General features: G+C 72.7%; 16 protein-coding genes. 8 read left to right on the forward strand and 8 right to left on the reverse strand.

Features of this window, described 5'->3' with window-relative positions; genetic code table 11:
* Nucleotides 1–69 precede the first annotated feature (69 nt).
* Nucleotides 70–993 carry a tRNA glutamyl-Q(34) synthetase GluQRS gene (gene gluQRS / locus ABD234_RS13680; protein ID WP_344357241.1) on the forward strand — a complete coding sequence of 308 codons (924 nt, stop codon included), beginning with the start codon at nucleotides 70–72 and terminating at the stop codon, nucleotides 991–993.
* A gap of 122 nt (nucleotides 994–1115) precedes the next feature.
* On the opposite strand, the gene ABD234_RS13685 is transcribed toward gluQRS, so the two are convergent.
* A complete protein-coding gene (locus ABD234_RS13685; protein ID WP_038373492.1) occupies nucleotides 1116–2108 on the reverse strand; it encodes a TerC/Alx family metal homeostasis membrane protein in 993 nt (330 codons plus the stop codon).
* Between the two features lie 204 nt (nucleotides 2109–2312).
* Between ABD234_RS13685 and ABD234_RS13690 the strand changes: the two genes are divergently transcribed.
* Nucleotides 2313–5264, forward strand: coding sequence for a YhgE/Pip domain-containing protein (locus tag ABD234_RS13690; protein WP_232226443.1), 2952 nt, complete (start codon nucleotides 2313–2315; stop codon nucleotides 5262–5264).
* A 361-nt stretch (nucleotides 5265–5625) separates the two neighbouring features.
* Here ABD234_RS13690 and ABD234_RS13695 read toward each other — a convergent pair whose 3' ends face one another.
* The 3 genes from ABD234_RS13695 to arfA all read right to left on the reverse strand — a co-directional run bounded on the left by ABD234_RS13695 (nucleotide 5626) and on the right by arfA (nucleotide 8632).
* Complete coding sequence (locus ABD234_RS13695) at nucleotides 5626–6123, reverse strand: SRPBCC family protein (RefSeq protein ID WP_038373494.1); 498 nt, start codon at nucleotides 6121–6123, stop codon at nucleotides 5626–5628.
* Nucleotides 6120–6581: an ArsR/SmtB family transcription factor gene (locus tag ABD234_RS13700; protein WP_084148567.1), complete on the reverse strand. Its 462-nt coding sequence runs from the start codon at nucleotides 6579–6581 to the stop codon at nucleotides 6120–6122. The genes ABD234_RS13695 and ABD234_RS13700 overlap by 4 nt, the downstream gene beginning before the upstream one ends.
* A 536-nt stretch (nucleotides 6582–7117) precedes the next feature.
* Nucleotides 7118–8632 carry an arabinosylfuranosidase ArfA gene (gene arfA, locus ABD234_RS13705; RefSeq protein ID WP_038373495.1) on the reverse strand — a complete coding sequence of 505 codons (1515 nt, stop codon included), beginning with the start codon at nucleotides 8630–8632 and terminating at the stop codon, nucleotides 7118–7120.
* A gap of 253 nt (nucleotides 8633–8885) precedes the next feature.
* Here arfA and ABD234_RS13710 point away from each other — a divergent pair, with 253 nt between their 5' ends.
* From ABD234_RS13710 to ABD234_RS13720, 3 genes are all read left to right on the forward strand, one after another.
* Nucleotides 8886–10001 (forward strand): LacI family DNA-binding transcriptional regulator, encoded by a 1116-nt coding sequence (locus ABD234_RS13710; protein ID WP_051486981.1) that lies wholly within the window; start codon nucleotides 8886–8888, stop codon nucleotides 9999–10001.
* Nucleotides 9998–10801 carry a thymidylate synthase gene (locus tag ABD234_RS13715; RefSeq protein ID WP_038373497.1) on the forward strand — a complete coding sequence of 268 codons (804 nt, stop codon included), beginning with the start codon at nucleotides 9998–10000 and terminating at the stop codon, nucleotides 10799–10801. Before ABD234_RS13710 ends, ABD234_RS13715 begins: the two co-directional genes overlap by 4 nt.
* Before the next feature lie 92 nt (nucleotides 10802–10893).
* On the forward strand, nucleotides 10894–11415 hold the full coding sequence (locus ABD234_RS13720) for a dihydrofolate reductase (RefSeq protein WP_038373585.1): 522 nt from the start codon (nucleotides 10894–10896) through the stop codon (nucleotides 11413–11415).
* On the opposite strand, the gene ABD234_RS13725 is transcribed toward ABD234_RS13720, so the two are convergent.
* The 4 genes from ABD234_RS13725 to ABD234_RS13740 are packed head-to-tail and all read right to left on the reverse strand — an operon-like array spanning nucleotide 11403 to nucleotide 15485.
* On the reverse strand, nucleotides 11403–12359 hold the full coding sequence (locus ABD234_RS13725; RefSeq protein WP_038373498.1) for a glycoside hydrolase family 43 protein: 957 nt from the start codon (nucleotides 12357–12359) through the stop codon (nucleotides 11403–11405). The genes ABD234_RS13720 and ABD234_RS13725 overlap by 13 nt on opposite strands.
* Nucleotides 12356–13210, reverse strand: coding sequence for a carbohydrate ABC transporter permease (locus ABD234_RS13730; protein ID WP_038373499.1), 855 nt, complete (start codon nucleotides 13208–13210; stop codon nucleotides 12356–12358). The genes ABD234_RS13725 and ABD234_RS13730 overlap by 4 nt, the downstream gene beginning before the upstream one ends.
* On the reverse strand, nucleotides 13207–14235 hold the full coding sequence (locus ABD234_RS13735; protein ID WP_232226445.1) for a carbohydrate ABC transporter permease: 1029 nt from the start codon (nucleotides 14233–14235) through the stop codon (nucleotides 13207–13209). Before ABD234_RS13735 ends, ABD234_RS13730 begins: the two co-directional genes overlap by 4 nt.
* The gene (locus ABD234_RS13740; RefSeq protein ID WP_038373500.1) at nucleotides 14232–15485 is read right to left on the reverse strand and encodes an ABC transporter substrate-binding protein; all 1254 of its coding nucleotides are present in this window, start codon (nucleotides 15483–15485) and stop codon (nucleotides 14232–14234) included. The genes ABD234_RS13735 and ABD234_RS13740 overlap by 4 nt, the downstream gene beginning before the upstream one ends.
* Nucleotides 15486–15821: 336 nt before the next feature.
* Here ABD234_RS13740 and ABD234_RS13745 point away from each other — a divergent pair, with 336 nt between their 5' ends.
* From ABD234_RS13745 to ABD234_RS13755, 3 genes are all read left to right on the forward strand, one after another.
* Nucleotides 15822–16889: a LacI family DNA-binding transcriptional regulator gene (locus tag ABD234_RS13745; protein ID WP_051486983.1), complete on the forward strand. Its 1068-nt coding sequence runs from the start codon at nucleotides 15822–15824 to the stop codon at nucleotides 16887–16889.
* A 111-nt stretch (nucleotides 16890–17000) separates the two neighbouring features.
* The gene (locus tag ABD234_RS13750; protein WP_038373502.1) at nucleotides 17001–18494 is read left to right on the forward strand and encodes a glycoside hydrolase family 43 protein; all 1494 of its coding nucleotides are present in this window, start codon (nucleotides 17001–17003) and stop codon (nucleotides 18492–18494) included.
* 387 nt (nucleotides 18495–18881) lie between these two features.
* Nucleotides 18882–19778, forward strand: a complete 897-nt coding sequence (locus ABD234_RS13755) for a dihydrodipicolinate synthase family protein (RefSeq protein ID WP_344357257.1) — start codon at nucleotides 18882–18884, stop codon at nucleotides 19776–19778.

Below are 19778 nucleotides of genomic sequence, written 5' to 3' on the forward strand. Positions count from 1 at the left end.
GCGGCGTGTCCCGTCCTGTTGCCGGATCGGCACGCCCCGCCGGAGCACCCGGCTTCCTAGACTGGCCCGGTGACCGTCTCCCCGCCCCCGACCGCCGGCGCCGGGCGCTATGCCCCCTCCCCCAGCGGGGACCTGCACCTGGGGAACCTGCGCACCGCCGTGCTCGCGTGGGTGCTCGCCCGGCGGTCCGGGCGCGCCTTCCGCCTGCGCGTGGAGGACCTCGACCGGGTGCAGGAGGGCGCCGAGGCCCGCCAGCTCGAGGACCTCGCGGCGATCGGCATCACCGCGGACGGTCCGGTGGTGCGCCAGTCCGAGCGCGGCGCGGAGCACGAGGCGGCGATCGCCCGCCTCGCCGCCGCCGGCCTGGTCTACGAGTGCTACTGCACCCGGCGGGAGATCCTCGAGGCCCCCTCGGCCCCGCATGCGCCGCCCGGCGCCTATCCCGGCACCTGCCGCGACCTCTCCCCGGCCGCCCGCGAGGCCGGCCGAGCCCGGATGCATCGGCTGCGCCGCGAGCCGGCCCTGCGCCTGCGCGCCGGCGTGCGCGCGCTCACCGTGCAGGACATGTTCGCGGGCGCGGTGACCGCCGCGGTGGACGACCTCGTGCTGCGCCGCGGCGACGGCGTGGTCGCCTACAACCTGGCCGTGGTGGTCGACGACGCGGACGCCGGCATCGACCAGGTGGTGCGGGCCGATGACCTGCTGACCTCGGCGCCGCGCCAGGCCCACCTCGCCGAGCTCCTCGGGCATCGGCCGCCGCAGTACGCGCACGTGCCCCTCGCGGTGAACCCGCAGGGCGCCCGCCTGGCCAAGCGCGACGGCGCCGTCACCCTGCGCGACCGCCTCGCCCGCGGGGAGAGCGCCGGCGACGTGATGGCGCGGATCGGCCTCTCGCTGGGGCTGCCCGGCTGCCGCACCGCTGCGGACGTGCTCGAGCGCTGGGACCCCGCGACCCTGCCCCGGGAGCCGTGGGTCGTGGACCTGCCGGCCTGAGCGCGCCCCGGGCCCGGTCCCGGCGGACGCGGCCCGGCGGACGCGGTCCCGGGGGACGCGCGCGGCCCCGCCGGGATCCGAGGATCCGGGCGGGGCCGCCGGGTGCTGCAGGGCGCGGAGGATCAGGCCTGCGGCGTGTTCTCCTCGATGGTCGTGTCGCGGGCGGAGGCGATCAGCGAGGCGATCGTGGCCACGCCCATCGAGACGACGATGACCGTCAGCGACAGCCAGATCGGCACCTCGGGGATCCGCTCCAGGGCATCGAAGCCCGGCAGCCAGTGCAGCGGGGCCTCGTGGATCGCGTGGATGATCAGCTTCACGCCGATGAACGCGAGGATCGCGGCGATGCCGTAGTGCAGGTACTTCAGGCGGTCCATGAGGCCGCCCAGCAGGAAGTACAGCTGGCGCAGGCCCATCAGCGCGAACAGGTTCGCGGTGAAGACCAGGAACGGGTTGGTGGTGATCGCGAAGATCGCGGGGATCGAGTCGAGCGCGAACATCACGTCGGTCAGGCCGATAGTGATGAACACCAGCAGCATCGGGGTGAACAGCTTCTTGCCATCGACGGTGGTGCGCAGCCGGTTGCCGTCGTACTCGTTGTGCACCGGGAGGACCTTGCGCACCGAGCGCATGATGAAGGAGTCGCCCTCGTCGTCGTCCTCCTCCTTGGTCTGCTTCCACGCCGTGTACAGCAGGAACAGGCCGAAGATGTAGAACACGCCCGCGAACTGGTCGATGATCACCGAGCCGGCGAGGATGAAGGCGGCACGGGCGATCAGCGCGATGATGATGCCCACCATCAGCACTTCCTGCTGGTACTTCCGCGGGACCGCGAACTTGCCCATGATCACGATGAACACGAACAGGTTGTCCACGCTCAGGGAGTACTCCAGCAGCCAGCCCGTGAGGAACTGGGACGCGGTGTGGCCATCGGAGGCGATGGCGAGGACCACCGCGAAGATCAGGGCCAGCGACACGTAGAAGCCGATCCACAGCGAGGCCTCCTTCATGGAGGGCTCATGGGGGCGCTTGAGGACCAGCAGCAGGTCCAGGATGAGGATCGCGGTCAGCACGACCAGCGCGATGACCTCGAAGGTGATGCTTATCTCGCCCATGAGGCGGTACCTTTCGGGGGTGGGGAGGCCCGCCGCGCCGCCCGCAGGGCCGCGCAGGGGCAGACCGGACCAGAGTAGCGCCCGCCCTCGGCGCCGCCGCCGCGCGGACGGTCGATGTGGCGCACTCCGCCCGGCCCGGGACGGTCGCCCGCATCACCATCTCAATACCTTTACGTATCGGATACACGAATGTATCGTGAAGGCGTGTCCACCGCGAAGCGTCCCCGCACATCGTTCCTCTCCGGCCTCCTCGCCCTGCTGCCCGCCGAGTGGAAGAAGCCCATCGCCGCCCTGTTCGTCACGGGCCTGGCGCTGGTGCCGATCATCTACTCCGGCAACATGACCTGGTCCTTCGACGACCCCAGCGGCCACCTGGACCAGGTCACCGCCGCCGTGGTCAACGAGGACACCGGGGCGGACGTCACCGGCCCCGACGGGGACGTGCGCCACCTGGACGTGGGCGAGGAGTTCACGAAGACGCTGCTGGAGAAGGACCAGAGCACCGTCTACCGCTTCGTCGAGGTCAGCCGCGAGGAGGCCGAGGTCGGCCTCGCCGACGGCACCTACGGCGCGACCATCGAGGTGCCCGCCACCTTCTCGGCCGATGTGGGCTCGATCGGCGGGGACGACGCCTCCGCCGCGACCCCCGCGATGCTCACGGTCCGCACCAACGACACCGTCAACTACGTCTCGGGCAACTTCACGAAGTCCGTGGGCACCGCGGTCACGGAGGCCCTGCGCGAGAGCGTCCTGGAGGAGTACCTCGACAACGTCTACGTCGGCTTCACGACCCTGCACGACGGCCTGGTGGACGCCGTCGACGGCAGCGGCGAGCTGACCGACGGCGCCGAGAAGCTGCGCGACGGCGCCGGCGACCTCACCGACGGCGCGGGGCAGCTCGCCGGCGGCGCCGGCGAGCTCACCGACGGCGCCGGGACGCTCGTGGTGGGCCTGCGCCAGCTCGAGGACGGCTCGGTCACCCTCGGCGAGGGCGCCGCGCAGCTCGACTCCGGCGCCGGGCAGCTCGCCACCGGGCTCGACGAGCTCGACTCCAAGGGCTCCGACCTCCGCGACGGCAGCTCGCAGCTCGCCACCGGCACCGGGCAGGTCGCCGACGGCGCCTCCGACCTGGAAGCGGGTGCCCAGCAGGTCGCCGAGGGCACCGAGACCCTCGACACCGCCGTCACCGACGCCCAGAACCGCCTGGACGAGATGGGCGTCTCCCAGGAGAGCGTCGACCAGGCCAGCACCGACCTGGTCACCGCGATCGACGGCTTCACCGGCCTCGTCCAGGACGTCGAGGACGCCCTGGCCGGCCCCACCACCGCCGCGGACACCCTCGCGACCGATGCCGAGTCCCTCTCCAGCACGGTCACCGACATCGACGAGTCCGCCCAGGGCGCGGCGAGCGACGCCACCACCCTCCAGACCCAGGCGCAGGACGTCGTCACCGCCGCCCAGCCCCTCGTCGAGGACGCCGGCACGGTCGACGAGCAGGTCACCGCGGCCGACGACGCCGCCGGCACCGCCGCCGAATCCGCCGCCGCCCTCCAGGACGACGTCGACACCTACACCGGCGGGGTCGACGGCCTCGCCGCGCGCTGCGCCGAATCCGGCGCGGACGAGTCCTTCTGCGCGGACCTCACCGACCTCGCCGGCTCCTCCCAGGGCCTCCGGGACGACGCGGCCTCCACCGCATCGGACACGGCCTCGGCCTCGGAGTCGATCGGCACGGCCGCGGACTCCTCGCAGTCCCTGTCGGAGTCCGCATCGGGCATCTCCGACACCGCCGGAGAGATGACGAGCACCGCCGAGTCCCTGGTCACCACCACCCAGGACATCGCCACCGTGACCGACGGCATCGCCACCCCGCTGTCCGGCATCGCGACCGACGCCCGCACCCTCGCCGACGACATCGCCTCCGCCGAGCAGCTGGCCTCCGACGCCACGGACGCCTCCCCCGGCGTCGGCGACCAGGTCGACGAGCTCACCTCCCAGGCCCGCGAGGTCGCCCTCGCGCTGCCCGACGCGTACCGCACGCTCAGCGACGGGGCCGACGGCGTGCACCAGCTGGCCGACGGCTCCGAGCAGCTCTCGGACGGCGCCACCGCTCTCGCCGAGGGCTCCCGGCAGACGGCCGACGGCGCCCAGACGCTGCACGAGGGCGTCGAGGCGTACACCGGCGGCGTCTCCACCGCGAGCACCGGCGCGGACCAGCTGGCCGACGGCGCGGGCCGGCTCGCCGACGGCACCGGGGAGCTGACCCGGGGCCTCGGCTCCGCGGTCGGCGGCGCCGAGCAGCTCGAGGACGGCGCCGGCCAGCTCGAGGACGGGGCGGTCCAGCTGGAGGACGGCTCCGGTCAGCTCGAGGACGGCGCCGGCCAGCTCGCCGACGGCGGGGCCGAGCTCACCGACGGGCTCACCGACGCCCGCGACCAGGTCCCCTCCTACACCGATTCCGAGCGCGAGCACCTCGCCGGCTCCGCCTCCGAGGGCGTGAGCATGGACTTCGTCCGCGAGAACGGGCTGGACCGCTTCGGCGAGGGGCTGGCGCCGCTGTTCCTGGCGATCAGCCTGTGGGTGGGCGGCATGGCCATCTTCCTCATGATGCCGCCGTTCTCCGGCCGCGCGGCGGCCGAGGGCCGCGGGCCGCTCGCCCTGCTCGGCGGCGGACTGCTGCCGGCGCTGCTGCTGGGCGCCGTCCAGGCGATCATCGCCGTCGCGGTGCTGCACATGGCCGTCGGGATCACGGCGGTGGACGTGCCGCTGCTGGCGGGCCTGTCGGTCCTCACCTCGCTCGTGTTCGTGGCGCTGAACCACGGCTTCGGTGCGATGTTCGGGCCGATCGGCAAGTTCGTGGCGCTGGTCCTGGTCGCGCTGCAGATCTCCGGCGCCGGCGGCACCTACCCCGTCCAGACCCTGCCGAAGTTCTTCCAGGTGATCCACCCGTACCTGCCGATGACCCACGCGATCGACGCCTTCCGCGGCGCCATCGGCGGCGGCTGGATCGACCCGCGCGGCGACCTGCTGTGGCTGTCCGGCTGGTTCGTGCTCGCCCTGGTCCTGGGCTACTTCGGAGCCCGGAAGTTCCGCCGCGAGGTGCAGCGGGAGGCCTCGGCCGAGCCCGGCCCCGCCGCCGCTCCCGCCGCCGCCTGACCCGGGGCCCGGGCGCGCATCCCGCGCCCCGGGCCCGGCCCGCAGGCACGCCCGGCCCCCAGCCCCAGCCTGGCCAGGCGCCGGCTCCGAGCCCGACCCCGAGCCCCGATCCCTCCCATGACACACCGGCCCCTCCCCGAACACGCCGAGAAGTCATTCTGCGTCGCTTGAACACCCGTTCAAGCGACGCAGAATGACTTCTCGGCGTGGTGCTGCGCGGCACGGGGCCCTGGGGCTGCGCGGGGCGGAGATGCGCGGTGCGGGGCCCTGGGGCTGCGCGGTGCGGAGATGCGCGGTGCGGGGCCCTGGGGCTGCTCGGGGCGGAGATGTGAGGGGCAGGGCGGGCAGGCGGCGGGGGGGGTCAGGACCGGGGCGTCTCTCCGGCGAGGACGCGGTCGAGCTTGGCGTAGCCCTCGTTGACGCCGACCTCCATGCCGGACTCGAGCCAGCCGTTGCGCCCGGCGAAGCTGTCCACGAGGGACTGGGCGTGCAGACGGGTCCAGCCGTCCCCGAGGTCCTCGACGGTCAGCGTCTCCAGCGAGACGTGATCGGGCATGCCCTCCCAGGTGAAGGTCTGCACGATGCGGGTGTCGGAGACCTCGTGGAAGCAGCCGTGGAAGGCGTACTCCCCGTTCTCGTCGGCGTGGACGAAGCGCCAGGACCCGCCGGTGCGGGCATCCCAGTGGTCGATGGTCATGGTCAGCCCGTCGGGGCCGTTCCACTGGGTGACCAGCTCCGGATCGGTGTGCGCGCGAATGACCTGCTCCGGCGCGGCCTGGAAGTCCCGGGTGATGCGGATGATCGGGACCTCGGGGTCCGCTTCGATGGTGGCGGTGGTGATGTGCTCGGTGGTGCTCATGACGATGGCTCCTCGGGTGTGTTCGATACTGCGGGTGTGTTCGGTGCTGCGGAGGCGACCGGTGCTGCGGGCGTGCTCTGCGGGGTGGGGCTTCCCTGCGGGGCGGGAACGTCCGGGGCCGACGGGGCGGACATGCGGGACAGCAGGGACTCGAGACGGGACATGCGCGCCTCGGCTCGATGCCGATGCTGGTCGATCCAGCGGGTCAGCTCCCCCAGCGCCTGCGTCTCGAGGTGCACGGGACGCCGCTGTGCGTCCCGGCTGCGGGTGACGAGCCCGGCCTCCTCGAGGACCTTCAGGTGCTTGCTCACCGCCTGGAGCGACATGTCGTACGGGGCGGCGAGCTCGCCGACGGTCGCATCGCCCAGGGTGAGCCGGGCGACGAGGTCGCGGCGGGTGGGATCGGCGAGGGCCGCGAAGGCCCGGGACAGGGTGTCGATGTCGTCGGTGTTCTGCATCGCCCTCCTTGTTCAACTATCCGGTTGATAAGGAGGACGCTACGCCCGCCCACCCCGGTCGTCAACCCCTGAGTTGAATAAAGTTCGGCAGCTCCCCGGAACCTCTGCGGCGGGCCGGCATGGTCGGCCTCCACGGGCGCCGGCATGGCCGACCTCCACGGCAGGCCGACATGGCCTCGGGGAGCCGCGTCCCGCACGCTCTGCGCGGGTGATCGATTCGCGCCCCTGAGAGCGCGCCATAGGGGTCGATATCGATCAGTCGTCCCGAGCCTCCCCGCACAGGGTCCCCGCCAGGTCCGGGCCCGTCCTCCTGCGCACCGCCGGAGCGACGGGGCGACTGCACTGCACAGATAGGCACACGGAGGCCTGGGCGCAGCACGATGGCTCGGGCGGCGGCACGACGGGGAAGGGAGGACGGCACGACGGGGAAGGGAGGACGGCGCTGAGGGACGTGAGGACAGCGAGACGGGGCCGAGGGGGATCGCTCCCCCTCGGCCCCGTCGTGCGCCCGCCGGATCTCCCGGCGGGCGCGGAGGTCAGGCGCGCTTCAGGCGCAGGATGCTCCAGGAGATCGCCGGCAGGGCGGCGGTGAGCTTCCCGCCCTCGAGCGCGACGGTGTCGTTGGCCTGCGGCGCGACGGTGTCGGGCGCATCGGCCGAGTTGCGGGCGTAGGGGTCCTCGTGGTGCAGGGTGAGGGCCTCGACGAGCTCGAGATCGCCGAAGGCGGAGAGGTCCACGGCCAGGTCGAGGTCGCCCTCGGTGGCGCGCGAGACCGCGAAGATCGTCAGTTCGCCGGACTCCTCGTCCCAGGTGGCGACGGAATCGGCGAGGTCGGACTGCCCGAACCGCGCGTTCTCGTAGGTGGGGACGTCGATCGCCAGGCGCAGCACCTCGCCCGAGGCATGACGGGCGGTCAGCGCGAAGGGGTGGAAGGTGGTCTGCTTCCAGGCGCGGCCGCCGGGCTCGGTCATGATCGGCGCGATGACGTTCACCAGCTGCGCGAGCGAGGCGGAGGCCACGCGGTCGGAGTGGCGCAGCAGCGAGATGAGCAGGTTGCCGACGACGACCGCGTCGATCGCGGTGTAGTGGTCCTCGAGCAGGACCGGCGCGACGGGCCAGTCGTCGCCGCTGGGCGGGCGGGACTCGGCACGCTTCTGGTACCAGACGTTCCACTCGTCGAAGCTGATGTGGATCCGCTTCTCGCGCTTGAGCTTGGCGCGCACGTGGTCCGCCGTGGCGACGACCGACTCGATGAAGTAGTCCATGTCCTGCGCCGAGGCGAGGAAGGAGCCCTGGTCGCCGTCGTGCTCGGCGTAGTAGGCGTGGGCGGAGATCATGTCCACGAAGTCGTAGGCCTCGGTGAGGACGATGTTCTCCCAGGCGCCGAAGGTCTCCATCGAGGAGCTTGAGGAGCCGCAGGCGATGAGCTCGAGGTCCGGATCCTCCTGGCGCATGGCGCGCGCCGTCTCGGTGGCCAGGCGCGCGTACTCCTCCGGCGTCTTGTGGCCGGTCTGCCAGGGGCCGTCCATCTCGTTGCCCAGGCACCACATGCGGATGCCGTAGCCCTCGGGGTGGCCGTTGGCGGCGCGCTGGTCGGACAGGGCGATGCCCTGCGGCGCGTTGGCGTACTGCAGCACGTCCACGGCCTCGGCGACGCCGCGGGTGCCGAGGTTCACGGCGTACATCGGCTCGACCCCGGCCTTCTTCGCCCAGGCCATGAACTCGTCCAGGCCCACGGTGTTGGGGTCGGTGGTGTGCCAGGCGAGGTCGTGGCGCGCGGGGCGCTCCTCGACGGGGCCGACGCCGTCCTCCCACTTGTAGCCGGAGACGAAGTTGCCGCCGGGGTAGCGCACGGAGGTGACGCCCAGCTCGCGGGTCAGCTCGAGCACGTCGGTGCGGAAGCCGTCCTCGTCGGCGGTGGGGTGGTCCGGCTCGTGGATGCCGGTGTAGACGCAGCGCCCCAGGTGCTCGACGAAGGAGCCGAAGGTGCGCGGGCGCACGGGGGCGATGCGGAAGGCGGGATCCAGGGTGATGGTGACGGTCGGTGACATCGGCGTCGGCGTCCTTCGGGGTGCTGGGGCTCGGACGGGCGCCCGAGGGCGCAGCAGCGTCCTCGCACGACCCGTTATACAACGTTGTACAACTTTGGCACATGCCCCCTCCCCCGTCAACGCCCCGGCGGCCTCTCGTCGCCGCTCCCGCGCCGCGGACCCCCGCCGGATGCGCGCCGCTCCGGGGCGGCCCGGCGGGCTCGGCCGCGTCCCTCCGCCCCGGGGCCGCCGGGGGGATGCAACAATCGGCGCCATGAGCACGACCGCCCGCTCCGGCCCCCATCGCCCACCCACGCTGCGCGATGTCGCCGGGATCGCGGGCGTCTCGATCAAGACCGTCTCCAACGTCGTGCACGAATACCCGCACGTCAGCGAGGCCACCCGCGAGCGGGTGCGCGCGGCGATCGCGCAGGTCGGGTACCGCCCCCAGGTCGCCGCGCAGCAGCTGCGCACCGGGGAGAGCGGGCTGATCACCCTGGCGCTGCCGTCGCTGGCGTTCACCTACTTCTCGCACCTCGCCCAGGCCTTCATCGAGGAGGCGCAGCGGCGCGGCCAGACGGCGCTGCTGCACTCGACGCGGGCCGGCTCCGAGGAGGAGCGCAACGTGCTGGAGGGCTTCAAGCGCGTCCTCGGCGACGGCGTCGTCTTCAGCCCCCTCCTGCTCGAGGAGGAGCGCATCGCCGCCCTGGAGCGGACCAGCCAGCCCACCGTCTTCATCGGCGAGCACCTCCCCGAGACGCTCCCCCAGGGCTGCGACTACGTGAAGATCGACAACGTCTCTGCCGCGCACGACGCGACGGCGCACCTGCTGGAGACCGGGCGGCGCAAGGTCGCGTTCATCGGCCAGATCACCACGGCCGTCGGCGCCCAGCCGCACAGCTCGGGGACCCTGCGCCGCGACGGCTACCTCAGCGCGCTGGCCGAGCACGGGATCGACCCGCGCGAGGCCATCGTCCAGGAGGTCGCGGACTGGCACCGCTCCGACGGGCTGGCGGGCGCCGAGGCGCTGCTGGAGCGCGGCATCGACGTGGACGGGCTGGTCTGCGCCAACGACGAGCTCGCCATCGGCGCCCTCGCCGCCCTGCGCCGCGCGGGCCGGAGGGTCCCCGAGGACGTCGCCGTGATCGGCTACGACGACGTGCCCGACGCCCTGTTCACCGCTCCCCCGCTGAGCTCGATCTCCCCCGACAAGGAGGCCCTGGCCCGCACCGCGCTGGACCTGCTGACCGAGCGCGTGCGCGGCCACGACGGCCCGCCGCGGGTCGTCCTCACCCCGTACACGCTGGTGGTGCGCGAGAGCACCGCCCCACCGGGCCCCGCCCCCGAGACCGCCGCCGCCCCGCCCGCCGAGAAGGAGCCCGCCCGATGACCATCCCCACCCCCTACGAGGACCTCCTGCGCGAGGTGCTGGAGACCGGCGCCCCCAAGGGCGACCGCACCGGCACCGGCACCCGCACCGTCTTCGGCCGCCAGCTGCGCTTCGACCTCTCCCAGGGCTTCCCGCTGATCACGACCAAGCGCGTGCACTTCCGCTCCCTCGCCCTGGAGCTGCTGTGGTTCCTGCGCGGGGACACCAACGTGCGCTGGCTGCAGGAGCGCGGCGTGAGCATCTGGGACGAATGGGCCGATGAGAACGGGGACCTGGGCCCCGTCTACGGCGCCCAGTGGCGCTCCTGGCCCACCCCCGACGGCGGCGTGATCGACCAGATCACGCAGGTCGTCGAGCAGATCCGCACGAACCCCGATTCCCGCCGCCTGATCGTCTCGGCCTGGAACCCGGCGGACATCCCGCAGATGGCGCTCGCCCCCTGCCACGCCCTGTTCCAGTTCGCGGTGATCGAGGGGAAGCTGTCCTGCCAGCTGTACCAGCGCAGCGCGGACCTGTTCCTGGGGGTGCCGTTCAACATCGCCAGCTACGCGCTGCTCACCCACATGGTCGCCCAGCAGACCGATCTCGAGGTCGGGGACTTCGTGTGGACCGGCGGGGACTGCCACATCTACGACAACCACGTCGAGCAGGTGCAGCGGCAGCTGGCCCGCGATCCGTTCCCCGCGCCGACGCTGCGCATCGGCCGTCGGCCGGAGAGCATCCTGGACTACGCCCTCGAGGACTTCGAGATCGTGGACTACCAGCACCACAAGGGCATCGCCGCGCCGGTGGCGGTGTGAGCGTCGCCGGGCCGGAGGCAGGCCCCGGACCGGAGGCAGGCCCCGGACCGGAGGCAGGTCCCGGACCAGGGACAGGCCCCGCAGCGCGGCGCATCGGTCTGATCTGGGCGCAGGCGCGCGGCGGCGTGATCGGCGCGGGAGGCACCATGCCCTGGCATCTGCCGGAGGACCTGCGCCACTTCTCGCGCACCACGGCGGGATCGCCCGTGGTGATGGGGCGGCGCACCTGGGAGTCCTTCCCGCCGCGGTACCGCCCCCTGCCCGGTCGCACGAACATCGTCATCACCTCGGACGACGCCTTCGCGGCCGAGGGTGCGCGGCGTGCCCGCGATCTCGAGGAGGCGCTCGCGCTGGCCTCCGCGGACCTGGACCGGCGCGAGGCCGAGGGCCAGGAGGCGGGGACGACCTGGGTGATCGGCGGCGGCCGCGTCTACCGCGAGGCGATGGACCGGGCGGACCTGCTCGTGGTCACCGAGATCGACCTCGAGGTCGCGGGAGACACCACCGCCCCGGAGATCCCGGGCGAGGCGCGCCTCGCCGAGGCCGACCCGCCGCAGGGCTGGCACGAGTCGGCCTCGGGGCTGCGCTACCGGATCCTGCGCTACTCCCGCTGATCCCGCCGGACCCGCAGCGCCGGCCCTGCGGCGTCCACCTCGAGCGGACGCAGATGCATGTACCGGCCGCTGGCGGCCTCGTCCCAGGCGTGGAAGGCGATGACGTCCTGCCCGTCGGGTCCGCGGGTGCAGGAGCTGTGGCCGGGGCCGATGAACTCCCCGTCGCTGCGCAGCAGCACGTCGTCCGGGGGCGGCGGCACCGTCCACGGTCCCCGCGGGGAGGCGGCCCAGGCCCAGGCGGTGCGATATCCGGCTCCCTGCCACGATCCGGCGGAGAAGGTCAGGAACAGGATCCCGTCACGGGCCACGACGTGCGGGCCCTCGAGGGTGTGCCAGGTATGGGTGCCGCCGTGCATGGGCCGCTCCCGGGCGAAGATCTGGCTGTCGTCGTACGGCGCGAGGACGGGGACGGTCTCGCCCAGCTCGGTCGGTGTGAGCAGGGGCGCCGCGGCCAGGTGCGTCCCCGGCCGGTCGTGGTCCAGCACGTCCCGGGCGAAGAACAGCCACCAGCTGCCGTCCTCGAGGCGGCACGGCGAGGCGTCGATCGCGAACAGCTCGTCCGGGGTGAGCACGACCCCCAGGTCGCGGAAAGGCCCGGTGGGCCCGTCGGCCCGGGCCACGCGCAGGCGATGACCCCGATCGCCGTGCCCGACGGAGTAGTACATCCACCATGCGCCGTCCCGCGCGCACACCTCCGGCGCCCAGTAGGAGTCCCCCGCCTCCGGCCCGAGGGCCTCGAGCACGCCCCCGATCCCGACCCAGGTCACGAGGTCCGCGGAGACCGCCGCGGGCGCCGCCCGCCCGTCCCGGACGGGACCGGTGCCGTAGGCGATCCAGCCGCCGGGCACGCGGACCACGGCCGGGTCCGCGAGGGGCGCCTCCCAGGCGGGGGTCGCCCGGGAGGCAGCCTGCTGAGGGTCCGGCCCCGCGCCGTCGGCCCTCATCCCTTGAGCCCCGTCGCGGCGATGCCCGCGACCAGGTAGCGCTGGAGGACGAAGAACACGGCCAGCACCGGGATGAGGCTGACCGTCGCCGCCATGAACAGTCCCCCGTAGTCGAAGGTCTGCGCGGTGAGGAAGGAGGACAGGTAGATCTGCACGGTCATCGCGTTCTGCCCGTCGCCCGCCACGACCAGCGGCCAGAGGAAGGCGTTCCAGGACCCGATCAGCCCGAGCACGGTGAGCGCCGAGGCGAAGGGCAGGGTGTTGGGGAAGACGATCCGGAAGAACGTGCGGAAGAACCCGGCGCCGTCGATGTACGCGGCCTCCTCGATCTCGCGCGGGAAGTTCACGTAGAACTGCCGGAACAGGAACACGTTGAACGCGCTGAACAGGCCCGGCACGATCAGACCCTGCAGCGTGCCGATCCAGCCCAGCGAGGCGACGATGATGAAGTTGGGCACGAACGCGGTGGTCGCCGGGACCAGCAGGACGACGATCACCAGCACGAACATCGGCCGCGCGGCCCGATGCGGGATGCGCACCAGCGCGTACCCGGCCAGCGCCGCGATGAGGATCGTGAGCGAGGTCGAGGCCACGGCCATGATCGCCGAGTTCTTCAGCGCGTCGAGATAGCGCGGGTCCGCCAGCAGCTCGGGGATCCTCTGCCACTGCGGGTCGCGGGGCCAGAGCACGAAGTCCTGCGAGTAGATCTCGTCGTTCGGGGACAGGGCCGTCTTGATCATCGCGTAGAACGGGACGAGGAAGACCACCGCGAGCACTCCCGCGATCCCGTAGCGCAGCACGAGGCCGGCGCTCCCCCGGTTCTGGCCGACGATGCGCAGCTGCGCGCTCATGCCGCTTCCCCCTGGTCCGGGCGGGAGGCGGGGCGCCCTCCGCGGCGGCGCAGCCGTCCCAGGCGGCGCCGCGGGGTGTCATCATCGGACCCGAAGCCGATCAGCCAGGTCTGCAGGAGCCCGGCGAGGACCATGATCGCGGTGAGGACCAGGGCTCCCGCGGAGCCGCGCCCGAAGTCCTGCTGCGGGCCCAGGGCGACGTTGTAGAGATAGACCAGCGGAGGGCGGGTCTCGGGATTGTTGCCGGTGAGGTTGTAGAACTCGTCGAACGCCTGGAAGGCCGCGATGAGCAGCAGCAGGAGCACCGCCGCGGAGGTGGTGCGCAGCTGCGGCAGGGTGATGAGGCGGAACATCGAGAAGCCGCCGGGGCTCAGCCCGTCGACCGCGGCCGCCTCGTACAGCTGCGCGGGGATCGCCTGCAGCCCGGCCAGGAACAGCAGCATGTAGAAGCCGACCTGCAGCCACAGGCGCACCGAGACCAGGACGATCCACCAGTACGGCGAGGCGGACAGCCACTGCGAGATCGCGTCGATCCCCACCAGGCCGAGCATCTGGTTCACGACGCCCGACTCGAGCCCGTTGAACAGCGAGAGCCTCCACACGACGCAGGCGACGACATAGCTGCAGGCGGTGGGGAGGAAGAAGACCGAGCGGAAGAAGGCCTGGAACCGCGGCAGGCCGTTGACGAGGACGGCCAGGGCGAGGGACGCCGCCATCGTCACCGGCACGATGCACAGCGCGAACACGATGAAGGTGCGCAGCGACTGCAGGAACGCCGTGTCGACCAGGAAGCCGCGGAAGTTGTCCAGCCCGATGAACTCGGTGGGCAGGACCGTCCCCCGGGCCTCGAACAGGCTCAGCGTCGCGCCCCAGATCAGCGGCAGGACGGTGAAGACGAGCAGCCCGACCAGGAACGGGGTGAAGAACAGCCAGAACGCGAGCCCGTTCCCGCGGATCCTGGTCGGGCCGCTGCGCGCGGCGCGGTCGACGGGGACGGCGGCCGGCGCCGCGGTCCGCGCGCTCATGCGCCGAGCGCCCGGTTGCTGGCCTCCTCGGCCTTGGCGAGCTCCTCGGCCGGATCGGCGCCGTTCTTCAGGATGTTGCTGATCGCGTCGTCGCGCGGGGTGCCGACGTCGCCGGTGTACTCCGGCGGGCCGGTCACCCCCATCTCCGCGGCCATGGTGGCGATCTCGAGCCCGTTGCCCTCCTTGAGGGCCTCGGCCTGCTCGGCGACGGCGGTGATCGGCGGGATGTGGAAGCCGTAGCTCAGCGCCCAGTCCGTCTGGTGCTCGGTCTGGTCGATCCACAGCCACTTCGCGTAGGCGATGGCGGCCTCGATGTTCTCGCTATTCCCGGCGACCTGCTCGTTCCAGCCGCCCATGAAGGCGACCTGCCGCCCTTCGGGGCCGACGGCGGGGTGCGGGAAGACGCCGATGTCGTCCAGGGCGTCCTCGAGGGCCGGCAGCGCCCAGCAGCCGCCCCAGGTGATCGCGGCGAGGCCCGAGGCGAAGGCGGCGGGATCGGCCCAGTCCGAGGGGGCTCCGGTCAGGAGCACGTCGTCCTTGATCATCCTCTGGATCGCGGCGAGGCCCTGGGCGTAGCCGGGGGTGTTGTAGGCGACGGCGTCCTTGGCCTCGTTCAGCGGCGAGCCGCCCGCGGCCCACACCATCGGCCAGGTGCAGGCGTCGAAGTTGTTGCCGAGGAAGAGGCCCTTCTGGTCGGGGGTGGTCAGCTCGGTGGCCGCGGCGACGAGGTCGTCGAAGGTCTCCGGGGGTGCGATGCCCGCCTTCTCGAACAGGCTCCTGCGGTAGTAGAAGTGCTGGGGGTCCAGGATCATCGGGATTCCCCAGATCCGGCCGTCGATCGTGACCGGGCCCAGGGACGCCTCGTTGAACTGGTCCTTGACCGGTTCCATGATGTCGGTGAGGTCGACGTACCGCCCCTGATCGGCCTGGTCGACGGCGATGGCGTTGTTCTCGAACACGTCGACGCCGCCGCCGGAGAGCAGAGCGGTCGAGAGCCGTGCGGCGTAGTCGCCGGTGACCCAGTTGACCGTCACCGTCGCCTCCCCGTAGTCGGCGGCGTAGCGCTTGGCGGCGTCCTGCGTGCCCTCCTCGCCGTACTGGTGGTACCACTGCGAGAGGCCGCCGCCTCCCCCGCCGGGGTCCGTCAGGCCCCCGGTGTTCCCGCCGCAGGCTGCGAGGCCGGCGCCGGCGAGCGCCATCCCTCCGAGACCGAGCGCTCCGCGTCGGGTGAATCGCGTACGAGTCGTCATGGCCGTCTCCTTCGAGGCTCCGAGACGCCGCGGCACTGCGGCGCTGGGCCGAGTTTAACGTGAGAATCCGTGTCGCGGATCACGTCTCGGCAACACATCTCCCGCGCCGGTCCGCACGGGCCGCTGTTCGGAGCTAGCCCTCTGACCTGCTGTTTCGTCAGTCCGCCCCTGGTCCGCCCTGGCGCGAATGGCCTCCGACCCCCGGAATCCCACGTCGTCATCGGCGCGCGAGGCGCGCTCCCGCGGCGGCGCCGGAGCACAGCGGCGGCGGCGCCGCGCGGGCCTCGTCGCCGCACGGACGGGACCCCGGGGCCGGGACGGTGACAGAATCGACCCATGCCCGCCGATCCCTCTCCCCGTCGCCGCCCGCCGCGGCTGCGGGACGTCGCCGATCTGGCGGGCGTCTCCGTCAAGACGGTCTCCAACGTCGTCAACGACTTCCCGCACGTGAGCCCGTCGATGCGGGCGAAGGTGCAGGCGGCCATCGAGGAGCTCGGGTACCGCCCGCAGATCGCGGGCAAGCAGCTGCGCTCGGGCACCAGCGACATCCTCACCCTGGCGGTCCCCTCGCTGACCTTCGCCTACTTCTCGGACCTCGCGCAGACCTTCGTGGACGAGGCCCGCGCGCGCCGGCGGACGATCCTCCTGCACAGCCTCTCCCAGGGGCTGGAGCAGGAGCTTGAGCTCATCGAGGGACACCGGCAGACCCTGGGCGACGGGATCATCTTCAACCCCCTGCTGCTGCCGGAGGAGCGGCTCGCCGCGCTCGCGTCGCTGCCGCAGCCGATGGTCCTGATCGGCGAGCACGTGGACCCGGAGGCCCTGCCCCACGGGGTGGACTACGCCCGGGTGGACAACGTCGCCGCCATGGCCGAGGCCACCGCCCACCTGCTGGCCGCCCAGCCCCGGCAGATCGCCTTCCTCGGCGTCCTGCCGGCGGGGGACCTGGTGCCCGCGCACAGCACCGCGGCCCTGCGCATCGCCGGGTTCCGCGAGGCCGTGGCCCGGGCCGGGCTCGACCCGGCCGATGCCCTCGAGCAGACGGCCCCGGACTGGCACCGCCACGACGGGCGGGTCTCCACCCACGCCCTGCTGGATGCGCACCCCGAGGTCTCGGCGATCGCGGCGGCCAACGACGAGCTCGCCCTCGGGGCCCTCACCGCGCTGCGCGAGCGGGGCCTGCGCGTGCCCGAGGACGTGGCCGTGACCGGCTACGACGACATCCCCGAGACTCCCTTCGCCTCCCCGGCCCTGACCACCATCAGCCCGGACACGCGGCAGCTGGCGCGGGTCGCGCTGGACATGCTGCTGGAGCGGATCGCCGGGCTCGAGGGCCCGGGACGGACGGCCACCGTCCCGCACACCCTGGTGGTCCGCGAGAGCGCGCCGGCGACGGCGCGCTGACCCGAGCGCCTTCCGCACCGTGGTGAACAGCCTCTTGCCATCGTTGTTTACAACGATGTAAGGTCCCGGGCAGATCATCGCCGACCCTCCCCCGGACGAAGGAGTCCCCGCATGAACCCCCTGTCCCGACGCCGTCTGCTGACCTCGACGCTCGTGCTCACCACCGCCGCCGGCGGCTCCGCCCTGCTGCCCGCCGCGGCGCAGGCCGGCCCCGTCGGAGGGGGCACGGACCTGCCGGATCCCAGCTTCACCGACGTCTCGGTCCACGACCCCTCCGTGATCCGCGCCGACGGCCAGTTCTACGTCTTCGGCTCGCACCTGGCGGCCGCCCGGACCCCCGACCTCCTGCACTGGGAGGGCGTGGCGGACCTCGTCACCCCCGAGAACCCGCTGTTCGAGGACGTCACCCTCGAGCTGGCCGAGGCCTTCGAGTGGGCGAACACCACCACCCTCTGGGCCGCGGACGTCACCGACACCGTCGACGGCCGCTTCCGGATGTACTACTGCGCCTGCGAGGGCTCTTCCCCGCGCTCGGCGATGGGCTCCGCGATCGCGGACAGCATCGAGGGCCCCTACGTCGACGAGGGCGTCTTCCTGCGCTCGGGCATGTGGGGCGAGCCCAGCGAGGACGGGACGATCTACGACGCCACCGTCCACCCCAACGTCATCGACCCCCACGAGTTCGTCGACGCCGAGGGCCGCCACCAGCTGCTCTACGGCTCCTACTCCGGCGGCATCTTCGTGCTCGAGGTGGACCCGGTCACCGGCCGCCCGCTGCCCGGCCAGGGCTACGGCACCCACCTCATCGGCGGGAACCACGCCCGCATCGAGGCGCCGTACATGCTCTACTCCGAGCAGACCGGCTACTACTACCTGCTGCTGACCTTCGGCGGCCTGGACGCGAACGGCGGCTACAACATCCGCGTGGGCCGCTCGCGCTCGGTGACCGGCCCCTACCTCGACCCGATGGGCCAGGACCTGCGCGAGTGCAAGGCGGATCCCTCGCTGCCGCTGTTCGACGACGCCTCCATCGAGCCGTACGCCCTCAAGCTCATGGGCAACCACGAGTTCGTCACCGGCACGGGCGAGGACGCGGTGCGCGGTCCGGGGTACGTCTCCCCCGGGCACGTCTCCGCCTGGGCGGAGCCGGGCACCGAGAACGTCTTCCTCATCTTCCACGCACGGTTCCCGCGCACCGGCGAGTTCCACCAGGTGCGCGTGCACCGCATCCACTACACCCGCGACGGCTGGCCCGTCGTCTCCCCCCACCGCTATGCGGGCGAGGCGGCGGCCGGCGCGAAGAGCACCCGCCTGAAGCGGGCCGAGGTCGTCGGCTCCTGGCGCCTGGTCGACCACGGCCGCGCCATCAGCCCCGAGATCGTCGACTCGCAGGAGATCACCCTCGCCCAGGACGGCTCCGTCTCCGGCGCGGTGACGGGCACGTGGCGCCTGGAGGCCGGGCACCGCGCGGTGCTGCAGATCCAGGGGCAGCGCTTCGACGGCGTCTTCACGCCCGGCTGGGACGAGACCGCCGCCGCGTGGACGCCGACCTTCTCCGTGATGGGCGCCGACGGCCGCGCGCTGTGGGGCTCCAAGGCGGGCTGACCCCGCCCGCAGGACCCCCGGGGCGCTGTCCTCCCGCCGGCCCGGCGGGAGGGCGGGGCCCTCGCCCGTCCCGGGACCGCCGCCGGAGACGGCGCGCGGGACGGCGCGCTCACTGGTGCAATGGTACATATCATGTGTTACCTTTCCCTCAGGGTGCGGCGCCGCACCGGAACGGATCCGCCGCGGCGACGAGCCCTCGCCTCTGCGATCCCGAGACGGATGCGCGCCGGGCGGCCCGCCCGGCGATCATCGACCCGAGGGGCGCGCCCGCACCTGCCTCGACGTCGAGGAGGCCGTCGCCGAGCACGCCCCCGTCCCCTCTCCTGCCACGACCCCACCGTCCCCGCCGAAGCGGCGACCCCGGGACCTCCCGAAGGAGCACCACCCATGACCGACCGCAAGCCCTGGCACGGGATCATCGTGGCCAGCAGCCTCCCGTTCCGCGAGGACCTGGAGATCGACCACGAGGCCTATGCCGCGGACGTGGCGTGGCTCGCCGAGCAGGGCTGCGACGGCGTCGCCCCCAACGGCTCGCTGGGCGAGTACCAGTCCCTGTCCTGGCAGGAGCGCGACGCGGTGGTGGCCACCGCGATCGACGCCGCCCCGGAGGGGTTCACGGTGATGCCGGGCGTGGGCGCCTACTCCGGCCGCGAGTCCCTGCGCCACGCGCAGGCGGCCCGCGACCTCGGCGCCCAGGCGGTGATGGCCCTGCCGCCCAACGCCTACCGCGCCGACGAGCGGGCGATCCTCGAGCACTTCGAGCTCGTCGCCTCCGCCGGGCTGCCGGTGACCGCCTACAACAACCCCCTGGACACCAAGGTCGATCTCACCCCGCGCCTGCTGGCGAAGCTGCACCACGAGGGGCTGGTGGTGGGGGTCAAGGAGTTCAGCGGCGATGTGCGCCGATGCTACGAGCTGGCCGAGCTCGCCCCCGGGATGGACCTCATCATCGGCACCGATGACTCGGTGCTCGAGGTCGGGCTGTGCGGCGCGAAGGGCTGGGTGGCCGGCTTCAGCCAGGTCTTCCCGCAGGCCACCCGCACCCTGTACGAGGCCTCCGTCGCCGGGGACGTCGCCACCGCCCTGCCCCTGTACCGGGAGCTGCACGCCCTGCTGCGCTGGGACACGAAGACGGAGTTCGTGCAGGCCATCAAGATCGGCCAGGAGATGATCGGCCGCGCGGCCCGCACCCGGTGCCGGCCGCCGCGCCAGCCGCTGCTGCCCGAGCAGGAGGCCGAGGTCCGCTCCCTGGTGCGGCGCCACCTCGACGCCGGGCTGCGCTGA

The organism is Brachybacterium phenoliresistens (genome assembly GCF_039530785.1).
GTDB classification, from domain to species: Bacteria; Actinomycetota; Actinomycetes; order Actinomycetales; family Dermabacteraceae; genus Brachybacterium; species Brachybacterium phenoliresistens.

What these genes read in the sequence shown, in the direction of transcription:
- ABD234_RS13685 (WP_038373492.1), bottom strand. Translation starts at nt 2,108, where the DNA reads ATGGGCGAGATAAGCATCACCTTCGAGGTCATCGCGCTGGTCGTGCTG.
- ABD234_RS13695 (WP_038373494.1), bottom strand. Translation starts at nt 6,123, where the DNA reads ATGAGCACCACCGAGCACATCACCACCGCCACCATCGAAGCGGACCCC.
- ABD234_RS13700 (WP_084148567.1), bottom strand. Translation starts at nt 6,581, where the DNA reads ATGCAGAACACCGACGACATCGACACCCTGTCCCGGGCCTTCGCGGCC.
- arfA (WP_038373495.1), bottom strand. Translation starts at nt 8,632, where the DNA reads ATGTCACCGACCGTCACCATCACCCTGGATCCCGCCTTCCGCATCGCC.
- ABD234_RS13710 (WP_051486981.1), top strand. Translation starts at nt 8,886, where the DNA reads ATGAGCACGACCGCCCGCTCCGGCCCCCATCGCCCACCCACGCTGCGC.
- ABD234_RS13715 (WP_038373497.1), top strand. Translation starts at nt 9,998, where the DNA reads ATGACCATCCCCACCCCCTACGAGGACCTCCTGCGCGAGGTGCTGGAG.
- ABD234_RS13725 (WP_038373498.1), bottom strand. Translation starts at nt 12,359, where the DNA reads ATGAGGGCCGACGGCGCGGGGCCGGACCCTCAGCAGGCTGCCTCCCGG.
- ABD234_RS13730 (WP_038373499.1), bottom strand. Translation starts at nt 13,210, where the DNA reads ATGAGCGCGCAGCTGCGCATCGTCGGCCAGAACCGGGGGAGCGCCGGC.
- ABD234_RS13735 (WP_232226445.1), bottom strand. Translation starts at nt 14,235, where the DNA reads ATGAGCGCGCGGACCGCGGCGCCGGCCGCCGTCCCCGTCGACCGCGCC.
- ABD234_RS13740 (WP_038373500.1), bottom strand. Translation starts at nt 15,485, where the DNA reads ATGACGACTCGTACGCGATTCACCCGACGCGGAGCGCTCGGTCTCGGA.
- ABD234_RS13745 (WP_051486983.1), top strand. Translation starts at nt 15,822, where the DNA reads ATGCCCGCCGATCCCTCTCCCCGTCGCCGCCCGCCGCGGCTGCGGGAC.
- ABD234_RS13750 (WP_038373502.1), top strand. Translation starts at nt 17,001, where the DNA reads ATGAACCCCCTGTCCCGACGCCGTCTGCTGACCTCGACGCTCGTGCTC.
- ABD234_RS13755 (WP_344357257.1), top strand. Translation starts at nt 18,882, where the DNA reads ATGACCGACCGCAAGCCCTGGCACGGGATCATCGTGGCCAGCAGCCTC.